15 protein-coding genes are annotated in these 15,730 nt (G+C 74.1%); 9 read left to right on the forward strand and 6 right to left on the reverse strand.

All coding sequences use genetic code 11. The features are described from left to right. The first annotated feature begins 101 nt into the window (after positions 1–101). Both AB0K80_RS03560 and AB0K80_RS03565 read left to right on the forward strand, forming a co-directional pair. Positions 102–614 carry an EF-hand domain-containing protein gene (locus AB0K80_RS03560; RefSeq protein ID WP_365665390.1) on the forward strand — a complete coding sequence of 171 codons (513 nt, stop codon included), beginning with the start codon at positions 102–104 and terminating at the stop codon, positions 612–614. 866 nt (positions 615–1,480) lie between these two features. Further along, the gene (locus tag AB0K80_RS03565) at positions 1,481–1,963 is read left to right on the forward strand and encodes an ATP-binding protein (RefSeq protein ID WP_365665842.1); all 483 of its coding nucleotides are present in this window, start codon (positions 1,481–1,483) and stop codon (positions 1,961–1,963) included. A 529-nt stretch (positions 1,964–2,492) separates the two neighbouring features. Here AB0K80_RS03565 and AB0K80_RS03570 read toward each other — a convergent pair. Further along, the gene (locus AB0K80_RS03570) at positions 2,493–3,524 is read right to left on the reverse strand and encodes a helix-turn-helix domain-containing protein (protein ID WP_365665392.1); all 1,032 of its coding nucleotides are present in this window, start codon (positions 3,522–3,524) and stop codon (positions 2,493–2,495) included. Between the two features lie 158 nt (positions 3,525–3,682). Here AB0K80_RS03570 and AB0K80_RS03575 point away from each other — a divergent pair, with 158 nt between their 5' ends. Further along, the gene (locus AB0K80_RS03575) at positions 3,683–4,957 is read left to right on the forward strand and encodes an MFS transporter (RefSeq protein ID WP_365665844.1); all 1,275 of its coding nucleotides are present in this window, start codon (positions 3,683–3,685) and stop codon (positions 4,955–4,957) included. Positions 4,958–4,997: 40 nt separating this feature from the next. Here AB0K80_RS03575 and AB0K80_RS03580 read toward each other — a convergent pair whose 3' ends face one another. Then, the gene (locus tag AB0K80_RS03580; RefSeq protein ID WP_365665394.1) at positions 4,998–6,209 is read right to left on the reverse strand and encodes an NAD(P)/FAD-dependent oxidoreductase; all 1,212 of its coding nucleotides are present in this window, start codon (positions 6,207–6,209) and stop codon (positions 4,998–5,000) included. A 161-nt stretch (positions 6,210–6,370) separates the two neighbouring features. Here AB0K80_RS03580 and AB0K80_RS03585 point away from each other — a divergent pair, with 161 nt between their 5' ends. Continuing rightward, positions 6,371–6,973 (forward strand): GNAT family N-acetyltransferase, encoded by a 603-nt coding sequence (locus AB0K80_RS03585; protein WP_365665396.1) that lies wholly within the window; start codon positions 6,371–6,373, stop codon positions 6,971–6,973. 42 nt (positions 6,974–7,015) lie between these two features. Further along, on the forward strand, positions 7,016–7,873 hold the full coding sequence (locus AB0K80_RS03590) for a GNAT family N-acetyltransferase (RefSeq protein WP_365665397.1): 858 nt from the start codon (positions 7,016–7,018) through the stop codon (positions 7,871–7,873). Between the two features lie 432 nt (positions 7,874–8,305). Here AB0K80_RS03590 and AB0K80_RS03595 read toward each other — a convergent pair whose 3' ends face one another. The 3 genes from AB0K80_RS03595 to AB0K80_RS03605 all read right to left on the reverse strand — a co-directional run bounded on the left by AB0K80_RS03595 (position 8,306) and on the right by AB0K80_RS03605 (position 10,116). Further along, positions 8,306–8,968, reverse strand: a complete 663-nt coding sequence (locus AB0K80_RS03595) for a pyridoxal 5'-phosphate synthase (protein WP_365665399.1) — start codon at positions 8,966–8,968, stop codon at positions 8,306–8,308. Further along, positions 8,955–9,410: a pyridoxamine 5'-phosphate oxidase family protein gene (locus AB0K80_RS03600; protein ID WP_365665401.1), complete on the reverse strand. Its 456-nt coding sequence runs from the start codon at positions 9,408–9,410 to the stop codon at positions 8,955–8,957. Before AB0K80_RS03600 ends, AB0K80_RS03595 begins: the two co-directional genes overlap by 14 nt. Positions 9,411–9,492: 82 nt before the next feature. Further along, positions 9,493–10,116, reverse strand: a complete 624-nt coding sequence (locus AB0K80_RS03605) for a LysE family translocator (protein WP_365665403.1) — start codon at positions 10,114–10,116, stop codon at positions 9,493–9,495. An 82-nt stretch (positions 10,117–10,198) separates the two neighbouring features. Here AB0K80_RS03605 and AB0K80_RS03610 point away from each other — a divergent pair, with 82 nt between their 5' ends. Next, a complete protein-coding gene (locus AB0K80_RS03610; protein WP_365665405.1) occupies positions 10,199–10,651 on the forward strand; it encodes an Lrp/AsnC family transcriptional regulator in 453 nt (150 codons plus the stop codon). A gap of 94 nt (positions 10,652–10,745) precedes the next feature. Here the strand turns inward: AB0K80_RS03610 and AB0K80_RS03615 are convergent, their stop codons facing one another. Next, complete coding sequence (locus AB0K80_RS03615) at positions 10,746–11,381, reverse strand: TetR family transcriptional regulator (RefSeq protein WP_365665846.1); 636 nt, start codon at positions 11,379–11,381, stop codon at positions 10,746–10,748. 134 nt (positions 11,382–11,515) lie between these two features. Between AB0K80_RS03615 and AB0K80_RS03620 the strand changes: the two genes are divergently transcribed. The 3 genes from AB0K80_RS03620 (at position 11,516) to AB0K80_RS03630 (ending at position 15,598) form a co-directional block, all read left to right on the forward strand. Further along, positions 11,516–12,283, forward strand: coding sequence for a VOC family protein (locus AB0K80_RS03620; protein ID WP_365665407.1), 768 nt, complete (start codon positions 11,516–11,518; stop codon positions 12,281–12,283). A gap of 189 nt (positions 12,284–12,472) precedes the next feature. After that, on the forward strand, positions 12,473–14,848 hold the full coding sequence (locus AB0K80_RS03625) for a serine/threonine-protein kinase (RefSeq protein WP_365665409.1): 2,376 nt from the start codon (positions 12,473–12,475) through the stop codon (positions 14,846–14,848). 171 nt (positions 14,849–15,019) lie between these two features. Then, positions 15,020–15,598, forward strand: a complete 579-nt coding sequence (locus AB0K80_RS03630) for a hypothetical protein (protein WP_365665411.1) — start codon at positions 15,020–15,022, stop codon at positions 15,596–15,598. Positions 15,599–15,730: the final 132 nt, after the last annotated feature.

Below are 15,730 nucleotides of genomic sequence, written 5' to 3' on the forward strand. Positions count from 1 at the left end.
GTCCTGGCACAAGCGTGGTTTCCGCGCTCCCGAACGGCCTCCTGCGTCGTACGCTCCGAGCGAGAGTCACCCCACCCGACGTAAGGCGGCCCGAAACAGACATGGTCAGCAGCGAGTACGAGCGCAGGATCGCCGCCCGGTTCGCCACCTTCGACCAGGACGGCAACGGCTACATCGACCGCGAGGACTTCAGCAGGGCGGCCAAGGCCCTGCTCGCCGAGTTCGGCGTCGCGGCCCGCTCCGACAAGGGGCAGGCGCTGTACGGCGGCGCCGAGGCGTTCTGGCAGGGCATGGCCGGGATAGCGGACCGCGACGGCGATCAGCGCATCACACGCGAGGAGTTCGTCACCGGCGCGGTCAAGCGGCTGCGCGACAACCCGGACCGGTTCGCCGAGATCGCCCGCCCCTTCCTGCACGCGGCCCTCGACGTCGCCGACCCCGACGGGGACGGCGCGGCCACGATCGCCGACACCGTCCGTGTCCTGAAGGCGCTCGGCGTGCCCGAGGACCTCGCGCACGCGGCCGCGGGCACCCTCGACACGGACCACGACGGCAAGGTCGGCGAGGCGGAGATCATGCCCGCGTTCGCCCGCTACTTCACCGTCCCCGAGTAGGACGGGCGCGGCGACGCTCCCGCGGCCACGACGTGAGCCGCCGGCCGTGGCGGCCCGGCTCCCCGGGTGACGGGCTGTGCCGGGGCGAGGCATTCGCCCCGGTCGACGTCAACGGCTCGACGCCCGGCCGCCGTTCGGGCGCCGCCGCCGGAGACGGCCGGACGACCGGGTCCGGTCCGCACGGCCGGGCGGCGGGCAACACGCCCGGGCGCCCGAGCGGTTCGGCCGGCCGCCGGGAGCTTCCAGCCGGCCGCCCACCTGCACCTCGTCCGCGCCCGGGTGCGAACGGAACGTGCGGGCGAGGTGACGGATCGTTACGAACCGTCGAGCTCGAACTGCTGAACGGAGCGGCCTCAAGGGCCCTCTGGGCTGCGGTGTCGCGCACCTTCGCCCCGCGAATGTCGCGGATCGTGGCATACCGGAATTACGGAGCGTTGATATCGGGTCGTGTCCCACGCAAGTCCCGTCACGGCCTGTCGCCGGCCGCCCGCTCCGGTACCTTGGGTGAGATGCGAGTGGTTCTGAGCACGCGCCGCGCCGGAGTTGCCCCAGGGGTGCCTCCGATATCACCGGTGCGCACCGCTGCTCGCGGGGCAGCAAGCCCTTGCCGCGCTGCCTGTTCGAGTCATCGCAGCGAGCGTCGCACAGTATGCCGCACGGGTACTCCTTCGCGCTGGAATATGCCCGAAGCGCTTGTTGGGGTGACTGTACGTCAACCATGCTGTCCCACAAGGGATTCACGTTCCGTGATCCCTGTCCCGGCCGTTGTTCTGGCCATGCAGAAAATGGCTACGATCGTGGCCCTCGTGAGGCGCGAGCCTAAGTGTCCGCCGGTTCGGATGGTGTGAGCGGTGCAGGTGCTTCAAGTGCAGCTGGAGATCCGGCCCGACCCCGCAGAGGTGGGGCGGGCCCGGCGGTGGGCCCGCTCGCGGCTGGCCGGGTCCGGGATACAGGCCGACGAACCGCTCGCCGAGACGCTGATCCTGCTCGTCTCCGAACTCGTCACCAACGCCGTGGTGCACACCGGCTGTCCCGCCGTGCTGAGACTGTCCCTGCCCGGCGCCACGGCCGAACCCTCCACCGTCCGCCTCGAGGTCGCCGACCGCAGCGACCGGGCCCCGGTGCCGCGATGCGCCGACGGCGAGGCGACCGGCGGCCGGGGACTCGCCCTCGTGGACGGCCTTGCCGACCGCTGGGGCTGGAGCTCCGAGGGCGGCGGCAAGCGCATCTGGTGCGAACTGGACCGGTACGCCCAGTCCGGCCGGACGGCCGCGGCGTGCGGAGGCGACGCGGTGGCCTACGGAGGCGGCTCGACGGCCCGCGAAGGGCTGGCGTACGAGGCCGTGTAGGCCGTGCCCGGCGGGCCGCTCCCTCGGGAGGGGGCCGGTGTGGTGCCGGTGCGAGGCCGGTGCACGGGTGCATGGAGCGGGGCCGCGTGTGCGGAGCTGTGCGTCGGTGCGCCGGGATGTGCTTCTGTGCGCGGCCGGAACGAACAGGGCAAACGTGATGAACCCCCCGACGGGTGTTGACGCCCCGTGACCGCCTGAACACCCTTGAGGGCAGCGATTCGCCGCGAGGGGACGGCGAGGGCGTCGGTGACGGGAGCCCTCGGCGAGTGTGAGTCGTACCGCGGCGTCGTTTCCGTCGGGGCCAGGGGGAGCCGACGGAAGCCCTCCCGCTCGGGCGAGAGCCGAGCGAGGGGGAGGGGAACGCCGGGAGTCGGGTGGCGGCGCGTACCGCCGTGACCGGCGGTGAGGTGGGGGCCTCACGGCCGGGCGCGGGCGGGCCTGGGGAAGCCGCGCCGCCAGCCGCCGCTCCCGCCGGAGTGCGGCGACAGGCCCTCAAGGGCCCGCAGCGGTGCGACCTCGCGGCTCCGCCTCACCCCGTGCGCGTTGCCGCGGGTGTCGCCGCGTCCGCCCCGGCCCGGAAGGTCCGCCGGTAGGCCGTGGGCGTCACGCCGAGCGCCGCCTGGAGGTGCTGCCGCAGCGACTGGGCGGTGCCGAAGCCGGCGTCGCGGGCCACCTGGTCGACGGTCAGGTCGGTGGACTCCAGCAGGTGCCGGGCGCGTTCCACCCGCTGCTGGGTGAGCCACTGGCCCGGGCTGACCCCGACCTCCTCCCGGAAGCGGCGGGTGAAGGTGCGTACGGACATGGACTCCTGCGCCGCCATGTCACGCAGCTGGATGGGCTCATGGAGGCGGCCGAGCGCCCAGGCGCGGGCGGTGGTGGTGGACGCCTGCTGCGGGTCGGGCACCGGGCGCTGGATGTACTGGGCCTGCCCGCCGTCGCGGTGCGGCGGTACGACCGTGCGGCGGGCCACGTCGTTGGCGACGGCGGCGCCGTGGTCGCGGCGCACCATGTGCAGGCACAGGTCGATTCCGGCGGCGACGCCCGCGGAGGTCAGCACGTCGCCGTCGTCGATGAACAGCACGTGGGGATCGACCCGGACCCGCGGGAACAACCGCTGCAGGCGCTCGGCGTCGGCCCAGTGGGTGGTCGCCGGGCGGCCGTCGAGAACGCCCGCGGCGGCCAGGACGTAGACGCCGGTGCAGATGGAGGCGAGCCGGGTGCCGGGGCGCACGTGTGCGAGCGCGGCGGCCAGTTCGTCGGTCAGCACGCCCTGCTCGTACACCGGGCCGAGTTCGTACGACGCCGGCACGATCACCGTGTCGGCGGTGGCCAGGGCCTGTGGGCCGTGGGCGACGTGGATGGCGAAGTCGGCGTCCGTCTCGACCGGCCCCGGTGGCCGGACGGAGCAGGTCACGACCTCGTACAGAGGGCGCCCCCGGGCGTCCCTGGGGCGGCCGAAGATGCGGTGCGGGATGCCCAGTTCGAAGGGGAGCAGCCCGTCGAGGGCCAGGACGACGACGCGGTGGGGCCGGAACGGGCGCTCACGGGGCTCACGGGGCATGGCCCGATCCTAACGAATGCTGTCCTCCGGGCCACTCGAAGGGCGACGGTCCGGCCGGGAAGCTCGGTGACGTGACCCAGACAACCGACACCGCGGCAACCGCAGTTGCCGCAGCCACCCCCGCAGATGCCGCAGCCACCGCGGCGGGCGCGGCGGCCGTGGAGAGCCTCCGGCCCGCCCGGCAGCCCCGTATCCACTGGGCGTGGTTCGCCGCCGCCGTCACCTTCGTCACGATCGTCGGCGCCGCCGCCTTCCGTTCGCTGCCGGGACTGCTCATCGACCCGCTCCACCAGGATTTCGGCTGGTCGCGCGGCACGATCGGCGCCGCGGTCTCCGTCAACCTCGTGCTGTACGGGCTGACCGCCCCGTTCGCCGCGGCGCTGATGGACCGCTTCGGCATCCGGCGGGTGGTCGCCGTCGCGCTGACCGTGATCGCGCTCGGCTCCGGACTGACGGTGTGGATGACGGCGGCCTGGCAGCTGGTGCTGTGCTGGGGTGTGCTGGTGGGCCTCGGCTCCGGTTCCATGGCGCTGGCCTTCGCCGCGACCGTCACCAACCGCTGGTTCACCGCGCGGCGCGGCCTGGTCAGCGGCATCCTCACCGCCGCCTCCGCCTCCGGCCAGCTGGTCTTCCTGCCCCTGCTGTCCTGGATCGTCGAGAGGTACGACTGGCGACCGGCGGCCGTGACCGTCGCCCTCGCCGCCCTCGCGGTCGTCCCGTTCGTCTGGCTGCTGCTGCGGGACCACCCCGCCGACGTGGGCCTGAAGCCGTACGGCGCCGCGGAGTTCGTCCCTAAGCCCGCGCCCGTCCCCGGTGCCGCGCGCCGGGCCGTGACCGTGCTGTCCTTGGCCGTGCGCACCGGCCCGTTCTGGCTGCTGGCCGGGACCTTCGCGATCTGCGGCGCCTCCACCAACGGCCTGATCCAGACCCATTTCATCCCCGCCGCCCACGACCACCACATGCCCGTCCAGGCCGCCGCCTCCCTGCTCGCGGTCATCGGCGTGTTCGACGTGGTCGGCACGGTGGCCTCCGGCTGGCTCACCGACCGGTTCTCCCCGCGCCGCCTGCTCGCCGTCTACTACGCCCTGCGCGGCGTCTCCCTGCTGTTCCTCCCCCTGCTGCTGGCACCCGGCGTGCACCTGCCGATGGTCTTCTTCATCGTCTTCTACGGCCTGGACTGGGTCGCCACCGTGCCGCCCACCCTGGCCCTGTGCCGGGAGCAGTACGGCGAGGACAGCGCGATCGTCTTCGGCTGGGTCCTCGCCTCGCACCAGGTGGGCGCCGCCCTCGTCGCCTTCCTCGGCGGCGTGGCCCGCGACACCTTCGGCTCCTACGACGTGGTCTGGTACGCCTCCGGGGCGCTGTGCGCGGTGGCGGCGCTGATGGCGCTGGTGATCCGGCACCGGCCGGCCGCGCTGCCCGCCGCAGCCTGAAGGTTCCCGGCTCGTCGTGTCCGACAGATCGGGCCCCGCCTCAGCCCGGGAGTCGGGAGGCGCCCGGGGTCTGCCGGGCGATGGCCTTCGCGATCTTGCGGGCGTCGAGGGCCAGTTCGCGGAGCATGCCGCTGATGGGGTTGGTGAAGCCCTGGAAGTACAGGCCGGGTGCGTGCGGCGGGGTGCGGCCGCCGTGCACGACGGGCTTGCCGCGGGCGTCCAGCACGCCGAGGTGGCCGACGAGGTCTTCCAGGGCGCGGACGTAGCCGGTGGCGGCGATCACCGCGTCCGGCTCGACGCGGCTGCCGTCGGCCAGGACGACCTTGCCGTCCTCGAAGGCCTCGACGGCGGCCACCACCTCGACCCTGCCCGTGCGCACGGCGTCGATCAGCCCCACGTCCTGCACGGGGACGGCACCCTCGGCGGCCCGGCTGAGCAGGCCGGTGTCGGGCCGGGGAAGGCCGTGCGCCGACAGGTCCGGCGTGCTGATCCTGGCCAGCGGCCGGGCGAGCCGGTCCACCAGCCACACCGGCAGGCGCCGTACCAGCACGCCCGAGTACTGCGCGGCCCAGCCCGCGGTCGAGCGGCGCACGATGTGCGGGGCGGTGCGCACCGACAGCCGTACCCGGGAGGCGCCGCCCTCCACCAGGTCGACGGCGATCTCGGCACCGGTGTTGCCGACCCCGACGACGAGGACGTCCCGGCCGGCGAAGGGTGCGGGGTTGCGGTAGGCGGAGGCGTGCAGGAACTCGCCGGTGAAGGAGGCGCGGCCGGGCCAGTCCGGGATGCGCGGGGTGTGGTTGTAGCCGGTGGCGACGACCACCGCGGCACCGGTCAGCCGTCGGCCGCCGGTGGCGTGCAGCAGCCAGCCGCTTCCGTCCGGCGCGCGCTCGACACGGGAGACCTCCACGCCGGTGACGATCTCCAGCCGGTGGTACTCGGCGTACTTCTCCAGGTACCGCACGACGTTGTCCCGGGACACCCACCGGCCGAACCGGCGCGGCATCGGCAGCCCGGGCAGGCTCGACAGGCGCCGGGTGGTGTGCAGGTGCAACCGGTCGTAGTGGCGCCGCCACGACGCCCCGACCTGGTCGGACTTCTCCAGCACGACGGCCCGTACGCCCTGGGCGCGCAGCGCGTGGGCGGCGGCCAGGCCGCCCGGTCCGCCGCCGATGACGTAGACGGGGCGGTCGGCGGGGCGGTCGGCGGGGTGCGGTGCCGCCGGTGGTGCGGAGGCTGTGGAGTCGGCCATGGGCGCGAGCGTAGCCACGTGCCCGCTTGATGGGTCTCGGTCAAGACCGGAATTGGTTGCGGATTGATCACGGGTGTGGGCGGGCAGGGTGGGAGCCGTGCCCGCACCGTGACGGGCGGCGCAGGGGTTCCCCTGACCCACGTATGGGTTTGAATGACTCAATGGCCCCTACAGGAAACCGCTCCCGGACCCGGAACCTGCCCGAACCGCGCGGCCACGGCCTCCACTTGGTCCCCTGGGACCCCGCCTCCCGCGCCGACACCCAGGCGTGGCTGCGGGGCAACCAGGACCCGGAGTTCCGCCGCTGGAACACCCCGCTGCGGACGGTCACCGACCTCGCCGAGGCCCGGGAGTCGCTGCGCGCCCGGGCGCGGGCCGCCGTGGAGGGCACGGCGGTGTCGTTCCGGATCACGGACGCGGACAGCGGTACGACGCTGGGGCACATCGGCGTCAACGAGATCAAGCCGGTCCTCGGCACCGCGCGCGTCGGCTACTGGGTGCTCCCCGAGTCCCGCGGCCGGGGCGTCGCCACCCGGGCCCTGCTGCTCACCACGCGCTGGGCGTTCGCCGAACTGGGCCTGCACCGCCTGGAACTGGACCACGCGGTCGGTCACGCGGTCTCCTGCCGGGTGGCCGAGCGCTGCGGGTTCCGCTACGAGGGCACCCTGCGCGGCGCGGCCTTCGAGGCCGGCCGGCACGACGCGTTCCGGGACGCCCACCTGCACGCCCGGCTGGCGACGGACCCGGAGCCGGCGGACCCCTAGGCCCGGCCCGTGTCACCGGCGGGCCGGGCGGGATCATGGGGCATGCCTTCCGACGACTGGCACCTCACCCAAGACCTCGACGCGTTCCTGGACCGTGCGGGCGCCTTCCTCCGCTCCGAACCCGCGCTGCACACCGTGCCGCTGACCGTCACGGAGAACCTCCGCACCCGTGGACCGCACCTCTACGGTGACGGCACACCGCAGTTCGGCTACCTGGAACGGGCCGGGACGGTCCGCGCGGCCTTCTTCCGTACGCCGCCGCACTGGCTCAACGTCACCGCCCTGACCGCCGAGGAGGCCGAGACCCTCGCCGCCCGGCTGGCCGCTCTCGGGGAGCACCTGCCCGGGGTGAACGCCGCCCAGGACACCGCCGCCGCCTTCGCCGCGGCCTGGCAGCGGCACACCGGCGCCGCCGCCACGCTCACCCTGCGCCAGCGGCTGTACCGGCTCGGCACCCTGACCGTGCCCGAGCCGGTGCCGCCCGGCCGGCCCCGGGTCGCGGACGCGGCGGACCGCGCGCTGCTGGTGCGCTGGTTCGTGGAGTTCACCGAGGCGGTCGGGACCGGGGTCGGACAGGACCCCGGCGAGTGGGCGGACGCCCGTGTCGCGCGCGGCGACGTCTCGTTCTGGGAGACCCCCGACGGCACGCCCGTCGCCATGGCCGGCACGACCCCCGAGGTCGCCGGCCAGGTCCGCGTCGCCGGCGTCTACACCCCGCCCCACCTGCGCGGCCGGGGCTACGCGGGCGCCGTGACCGCCGAGGTCAGCCGGGCGGCCCGGGCCGCCGGGGTGAGGGAGATCCTGCTCTTCACGGACCTGGCCAACCCCACCAGCAACGCCCTGTACCAACGCATCGGCTACCGCCCGGTGGCGGACTTCGCGGTGTACGACTTCACGTAGGCCGGGGGCGCGGGGGTCGGTTGGGGTCGGCCGGGTGTCGCGGCGGTGGGGGCGCACGGGCCGGTGTCGCGGTGGTCGGTTCTCGCGGGCCGGTGTCGCGGTGGTTGATTCGGTGGGCCGGGAGATAAGGCGGTCGGTTCGCGCGGGCCGGGGGCGCGGCGGTCGGTTCGGTGGGCCGGGAGACAAGGCGATCGGATCGCGCGGGCCGGGGGCGCGGCGGTCGGGTCGCGCGGGCCGGGGGCGCGGCGATGGGGTCGCGCGGGCCAGGGCGCGGCGGTCGGTTCGGGTGGGGCGGCGAGGGGAGAGCGGGGTGTTGTGGTCATGTTCCGGAGTGCCCCGCACTTGGCCCCGTCCGCCCGACGGGGTCCCCCGGGCCGGGGTCCGTTTACGCCGGCCCGGAGGCGGGTCCAAGCCGGGGGACCCGGTGCCCCCTCAGGGCCACAGCAACTCCCGGGTCCACCCCTGCTGCTCCCGCCGGTAGCGCAGCCGTACGTGCCGGCGCCCGGCGTCGCCCTGAAAGAACTCCACCTCGTCCGGCCGCAGGCGGTACAGGGTCCAGGACGGTACGGGGGCGTCGGGCTCGCGGCGGGCCCGTTCCCACGCCGCGGCCGACGCCCGCTCCAGGTCGGCCGGCGACGCGAGGACCTCGCTCTGGTGCCCGGTCAGCGCCGCGGCCAGCGCGCCCGTGGAGCGGGCGTGCAGGTCCGACTGGGCCTCCCGCGACGGGGCGGAGGTGACCGGGCCGCGCACCCGGACCTGGCGGCCCAGCACCGGCCAGTAGAAGCAGAGCGCGGCGTACGGCCGCCCGGCCAGCTGGCGGCCCTTGCGGCTGCCGGCGTGGCTCGCGAAGGACCAGCCGTCGGCGTCCGCGCCGTGCAGCATCACGATCCGTACGTCGGGCAGGCCCGACTCGTCCGCCGTCGCCAGGGACACGGTGTGCGGCTCGCTCTGGCCGGCCGCCACCGCCTCGGCGAACCAGTCGGTGAACAGGGCCAGCGGGTCGGCCGGCACCCCGTCCGTGTCGAACGGCGGCAGTGCGGTGACGGCCGGGTCCCACACGCGCAGGGACCTCAGCAACTCATCAAGATCCGGCATGCTCCGGAGCGTAGTCGGCCTGCCCGCCCAGGTCCGAGGACACCCAGCGCTCAGGGCGCATCCGGATGACGACCTGTTCGCCGTGGTTCTGCAGGGAGAACGCCACGTAGGCGTCGACCGCCTCGGCCGGGAGGTAGCGGGCCGACAGCTCCCGGAGCTGCTCGACGGTGGCGGGGGTGGTGTCGAGGACCGGGCCCTCCACCGACACGTACCGGACGGTGGGTTCCACGCGGTCCACCAGCAGCGAGAAACGCCCCGCCTCGCGGATCAGCCGGTTCTTGCGGGAGTCGGCCCCGGTCATGATCCACAGGTCGCCGCCGGGCTCGTACTGGTACCAGATCGGCACGGTCAGCGGGGCCCTGCCGGGACCCGCGTCGACCGCCAGCGCGGCGATGTGCGGTTCGGCCAGGAACTTCTCGCGTTCTGCACGGCTCAGGGCCATGTCGGTCTCCTCCGGCGATCGGACGTCACTGACCTTGCACCTGTCCCAACACCGGCTGGGCGGGCGGGTGTTCCCCGACAACTCACAGCGTTGCCAGCCGCTGCACCAGCAGGAACGCCCCGATGCCGAGCATCGCCGCGCCCGACGTGCGGATCACCGCGCGGGCCGCCGCCGGACGGGCGCCCAGGACCGCCCGGGCCGTGGCGCCCACGGTCAGGTACACGGCGGCGCAGCACCCCATGTGGAGCAGCCCCAGCGCGCCGGTCTGCACGGGCACCGGCAGCGCGCCGCCCCCGGTGACCAGGAACTGCGGCAGCACGGAGAGGTAGAGCAGCAGGCCCTTGGGGTTCAGGCCGCTGATCGTGGCCCCGCGCAGGAAGGCCCGGGCACCGCGCGCCCCGGCGGCCTCCTCGGCCGCGCCCGGGGTGCCCGGCCGCCGCAGCACGCCCCAGCCCAGCCACACCAGGTACGCAGCCCCCGCCACCGTCAGCGCGGTGAGCAGCACCGGCGAGCCCGCCACCAGCACCGCGAGCCCGGCCGCCGCCAGCGCGGTGTGCAGGGCGTAGCCGGCCACCAGGCCCGCGACGGCCGGCAGGACCGCCCGGCCGCGCAGCCCGGCCGAGATCGTGTACGCCCAGTCGGCGCCCGGCACGCACACCAGCAGGAGGTCCACGGCGAGGAAGGAGAGCAGCGTTGCGGAGTCCATGGCGGGCAGATTAGGCGGGTTGTGCCCGAAAGTGTTCCTGAAGTTTGCCCGTAGCTAGCCGAACTGGGGCAGGATCTTCCTCATGGACGACGTAGACCGGAAAATTCTTGCCGAGCTGCAGCGGGACGGGCGGCTGACCGTGACCGAGCTGGCCGCGCGGGTGCGGCTGAGCGTCTCGCCGTGTCACCGGCGGCTGCGCGAGCTGGAGCGGTCGGGGGCGATCAGCGGGTACCGGGCGGTGGTGGAGCCGTCCGCCGTGGGCCTGAGCTTCGAGGCGCTGGTCTTCGTCTCCATGCGGCAGGAGGACCGGGAGACGGTCGCCGAGTTCGAGAGGGCGGTGAGCGAGGTGCCCGAGGTGCTGGAGGCGCAGCGGCTGTTCGGTGAGCCGGACTACCTGCTGCGGGTCGTCGCCGCCGACCTCGCGGCCTACCAGCGGCTGTACGACGAGCGGCTCGCCACCCTGCCGGGGGTGCAGCGGCTGACGTCCACGCTGGTGATGAAGCACGTGGTCAGGGACCGGCCGCTGCCCGCCTGACGGGCACGGCGGCACAACGCGACAGGCGGTGGTCCACCGGAGTGAACCACCGCCTGCCAGACAGGACTTGCACGGGGGAAGGCCGGGACGGCCGTTACTTCGTCGGCTTCCTCCCGGTGATGCCCAGGTGCACCAACAAGGCGAGGTTCGGCTTGAGTTGGGCCGGCTTCACGCCCGCGGAGGAGAAGCCCTTCTGGTGCGAGGCCACGGCCGCGAGCATTGTGACGATCGAACCGGCGATGGCCGCCGGGTTCACGTCCTTGTCGACCCGGCCCTTGGACTGCAGCTCGGCGACGGTGTCCGCCAGGGAGCTGTTCACCGAGCTGAGGATCTTCGTGCGGAGCTTGTTGAAACGCTTGTCGCCCTCGGCGGCACCGAGGTCGACCACCCGCAGGATCGCCTCGTTCCTCCGCCAGAAGTCCAAGAACCCCTCGACCAGTTCCTGGGCGGTCTGCCAGCCCGCCCGGCCGGCCCAGGACCGGCCCTCGAGCAGCTGCGTCAGCTCCGCGCCCTCGGCGGCCGTCTGCTCGGCGATCTCCAGGACCGCGCCCTCGACGTCCGGAAAGTACTGGTAGAACGTGGCGGGCGAGGTGCCGGCCTTCCGGGCGACGTCGATGACCTTGACGTCCCGGTACGGAGAGGAACTGAGCATGTCGCTGAGGCAGTCGAGCAGCTTCTGCCGGGTCGCCTGCCCACGCCGGCCGGCCACACGGCCGTCGACGGTACGCACTTGTCCTGTCATGTCGTCAGCTTACCGAGGCGTGATCCAGGCGCGATTCGGCCGACTGCAAATGGGGTGCCCGGGGTGCCGGAGGCTGGTGTGCCTGGTGAGCGGGGTGCGCGCGACCCGGTTACTTTGACGGCATGGCCGAAAACAGCGCATCGGTGGACGGGGACGGCACCTCCCCGGACGGTGCCGCCGGGCAGGGCGGCTACGGCGAGGGCGTGCCCTGCTGGGTGGACGCGCAGTTGCCCGACGTCGAGGCGGGCAGGCGGTTCTACGGGGAGCTCTTCGGGTGGACCTTCGAGGACTGGTACGGCACCTTCACCCGGGCCCTGAAGGACGGCGCACCCGTCGCCGCCCTGGTCCGCAAGCTGGACGGCCGGCTGCCCACCGTGTGGACGGTGTACTTCTCCACCCCCGACGCCGAGGCCCTGTGCCGGCGGATCCGTGCCGCCGGCGGGCAGGTGGTGTCCCCGCCCCTGCCGGTCGCCGACCTGGGCGTCACCGCGCTCGTCACCGACACCGAGAGCGCCGTCTTCGCCCTCTGGCAGCCCGGCAGCCACCCCGGCTTCGGCCGCCGCCACGAGCCGGGCACCTTCGCCTGGGCCGAGCTGTACACCCGCGACACCGAGGCGGCCAACGCCTTCTACGGCGGCCTCTTCCACGACGCCCTGTTCGGGCCCGACGCCGCACCCGACTTCGGCCGCGCCCCCGTCTTTGACGTCTTCCCCGCCGAGATGCCGCCCCACTTCCTCGTCCACTTCGCCGTCGAGGACGTCGAGGCCGCGCTGGGCGAGGTGACCCGGCTCGGCGGACGTGTCCAGGCGCCGCCCTTCGAGACGTCGTACGGAACCGTGGCCGTCGTCACCGACAATCAAGGGGCGTCGTTCGCCCTGCTGCGCCGCTGAGCTGCCGCTTCTCGGACCGTTTTGGTCCGTATATGGTGCTGGACACCCCATTCCTCACCGGGTTCGCAACCAGGGCCGCGGACAGGAAGAATCGGGGTGCGTGCCGCCATGGCGGTGCGGTGGTGAGACGCTGCACGGGGTCGCGTACAGATGTGACCGGCGCGGCTCGTACGGGGAGGTGGCAGGCAAGTGGTGGATCAGCTGACGCAGCACGATCCGCGGCGGATCGGGCCGTTCGAGGTGCTGGGACGGCTGGGTGCCGGCGGCATGGGGCTGGTCTATCTCGCGCGCTCGGCGTCCGGCCGGCGGGTGGCGATCAAGACGGTCCGCACCGAGCTGGCCGAGGACCAGCTGTTCCGGGTCCGCTTCACCCGTGAGGTGGAGGCGGCCCGGGCGGTCTCGGGCTTCTACACGGCCGCGGTCGTGGACGCCGACCCGCGCGCCGCCGTGCCGTGGCTGGCCACCGCGTACGTGCCCGCGCCCTCCCTCGAGGAGATAGTGAACGAGTGCGGGCCGCTCCCGGCCCAGGCGGTGCGCTGGCTCGCGGCGGGCGTGGCCGAGGCGCTGCAGTCCATCCACGGCGCCGGGCTGGTGCACCGTGACCTCAAGCCGTCCAACGTGCTCGTGGTCGAGGACGGCCCGCGCGTGATCGACTTCGGTATCGCCTCCGGCGTGTCGAACACCCGTCTGACCATGACGAACGTCGCCGTCGGCACGCCCGCCTACATGTCGCCGGAGCAGGCGAAGGACTCGCGCAGCGTGACCGGCGCGAGCGATGTGTTCTCACTCGGCTCCACCCTCGTCTTCGCCGCCACCGGGCACCCGCCCTTCCACGGCGCCAACCCGGTCGAGACGGTCTTCATGCTGCTGCGCGAGGGCCCGGACCTGGAGGGCCTGCCGGACGAGCTGCGCCCGCTCATCGAGTCCTGCATGCAGATGGAGGCCGCCGCGCGGCCCACCCCCGCCGACCTCCAGGCCCAGCTCGCCCCGCACCTGTTCGGCTCCGGCTCGGACGACAGCGGCACGGCGTCGGCCTGGCTGCCGGAGAAGGCGGTCGCCCTCATCGAGGCCCGGCGCAACGGCCGCCCGCCGAGCAAGCAGTCCCCGGGCGCCGGCCGCAGCGGCGGCGGAGCCGCACGGCCCTCCGCGCCCCCCGCCCCGGCCCTCCCGCCGCCGCCCCCGCACGACCCCGTGGTCCCGCCCCGGCCGTCCGTGCCCGCGCCGGCCGGCTCCCCCGACACCGGCCCCGTACGGCTGGCCGGCGCCCAGGTGCCCATCGGGCCCGGCCCGCGCGTCGCCGAGGTCCGGGCCGCCGCCGTCAAGGCGCCCGCGCCGGAGGCCGCGCTCGCCGCGTCCTGGTCCAAGGCGCACCCCGGCGTCAACGGCGCCGACCCCGCCGTGCCCACGCCCCCGGCCGCGCCCCCGGAGCAGCCGGGCGGCTGGCGGCCCTGGCGGTTCCGGATGTCCAACGACGTCTGGGGCACCCCGTCGGTCGACGGGGACCTGGTGTACGTCACCTCCTTCGAGGTGCACGCGCTGGACGTGGCGACCGGCCGCCGCCGCTTCAAGACGCGGGACGTGGCCTGGTCGATGGCGGTCGCGGACGGCCGTATCCACGCCTCCGACGGCCCCACCCTGTTCGCGCTGGACGCCCGCGAGGGCACCGACCTGTGGCGCCTGCAGACGGACGCCTGGGTGTACTCGCTCAAGGCCGACCGCGGCACGGTCGTCACCGGCACCCGCGGCGGCGGCGTGCAGGCCTGGGAGGCCTCCACCGGCCAGAAGCTGTGGGAGATCACCGGCTGCCAGACCGACTTCGAGGCCCCGGAGGCGGGCCCGGTCGTCCACGACGGCACGGTCTACGCCTGGCAGGACGCCCGGCTGCGCGCCCTGGACGCCCGTACCGGCGACGAGCGCTGGTCGTACCCGATCGGCGACGCGGCCTCCTGCGGCGGCGTCCCGGTCCGGCTCACCCAGGCGCCCGACGGCTACGTGTACATCTGCGCCGGCACCCGCGTGCTCGCCGTGGACGTGGCGGGCGGGCACGTGAAGTGGCACTTCGAGGCCCCGGCGGTGTTCCTCTCGCCGCCCGCCTTCGTGCCCGGCCCGGCCGTCACCGGCGGCGGCGTCTACCTGGCCGACTACCTGGGCACGGTCTACGCCCTCGACGCCACCGACGGCCGCGACCGCTGGCGCATCGCCACCGAGGCCCGGGCCTCGATCGACCCGGTGCTGGTGGCCGCCGGCCACGTCCACGTCGGCAGCGGCAAGGGCCTCTACACGCTCGACGCCGTCACCGGCACGCCCAAGTGGCGCTTCCAGGCGGGCGGCGACATCGTGGGCGCCCCGGCCGTGGCCGAGGGCCGTATCCACTTCGGCTCGACGGACCACCTGCTGTACACCCTCAAGGCCGACGACGGCCGGCTGCGCTGGAAGCTCGCCACGGGCGGCGAGATCACCGGCTCCCCGGTCGTCCGGGACGGGGTGGTGTACGCGTGCAGCAAGGACCGCTGCGTGTACGCCCTGGACGCCGAGCTGGGCACCGGAACGGCGCGCTCCGCGTAGCGGCGGCCGTCGGGGACGGCCGTCGTACCGGCGTACGGAAGGGGCTCCAGACGGCGGCCGTCGCGTCGGGGAGCGGCCCGTTCACCGCTCTCACGGCCGACGCTACGCCGGGGACGCGGCGGTCGCCAAGGGGTGACATGCTCGTGACAGACGCGCGGTTAGGGTGACGCCATGCAGTCACGGGGACACGTACTGAAGCTCACGGCCGTCTCGGCGCTCGTCGTTCTGGCGCTGACCGGTTTCTCCACGGGACGCCATCACGGCGGGGGCCACGGCGGCGGGTGCAGCAGCTCCCAGCAGGACCACGACAGCTCGTCGTCGTCGGGCGGGGGCGGGGCGTACAAGGAGGACGACGACCACGACGCCGGCTACGACGCCGGCTACGGCGGCGGCTACGGCGGTGGATACGGCACCGGCTCCGGCGGCTCCGGCACCGGCGAGCCGGGTGACGGCAGCGGCTCCGTGAGTGCGGGGCGCCTCGAGCCCGCCACGGTGAGGTTGCTCAAGTGCGCGACCGTGAAGGAGCCGTACGCGACCGTGGAGGTGACCAACCCCAACGGGGTGGACGCGGCCTTCTGGGTGGCGGTGTCCTTCCGGGACGCGAAGAACGGCACCCTCAAGGACGAGACGTGGCGGGTCGATGTGCCGGCCGGCGACAAGCTGACCGTCGATGTCGAGATGAGCAACAGGAGCATGGCCTCCTCGGTCGACCACTGTGTGGTCGAACCCCAGGCTGAGCCCGACAACTGACGGCTCATCAGTCCCGCGGACCATGCGCCGCCGTGACGGGCCGGTGACAAAAGGAACGAACCTGTGGCAACGGTGCGGGGCAACGGTCGGGGAGGGCGACGGGTCGTACTGGGTGTGGACGGGCCGCACAGG

This window comes from Streptomyces sp. NPDC052682 (assembly GCF_040678435.1).
Taxonomy (GTDB): domain Bacteria; phylum Actinomycetota; class Actinomycetes; order Streptomycetales; family Streptomycetaceae; genus Streptomyces.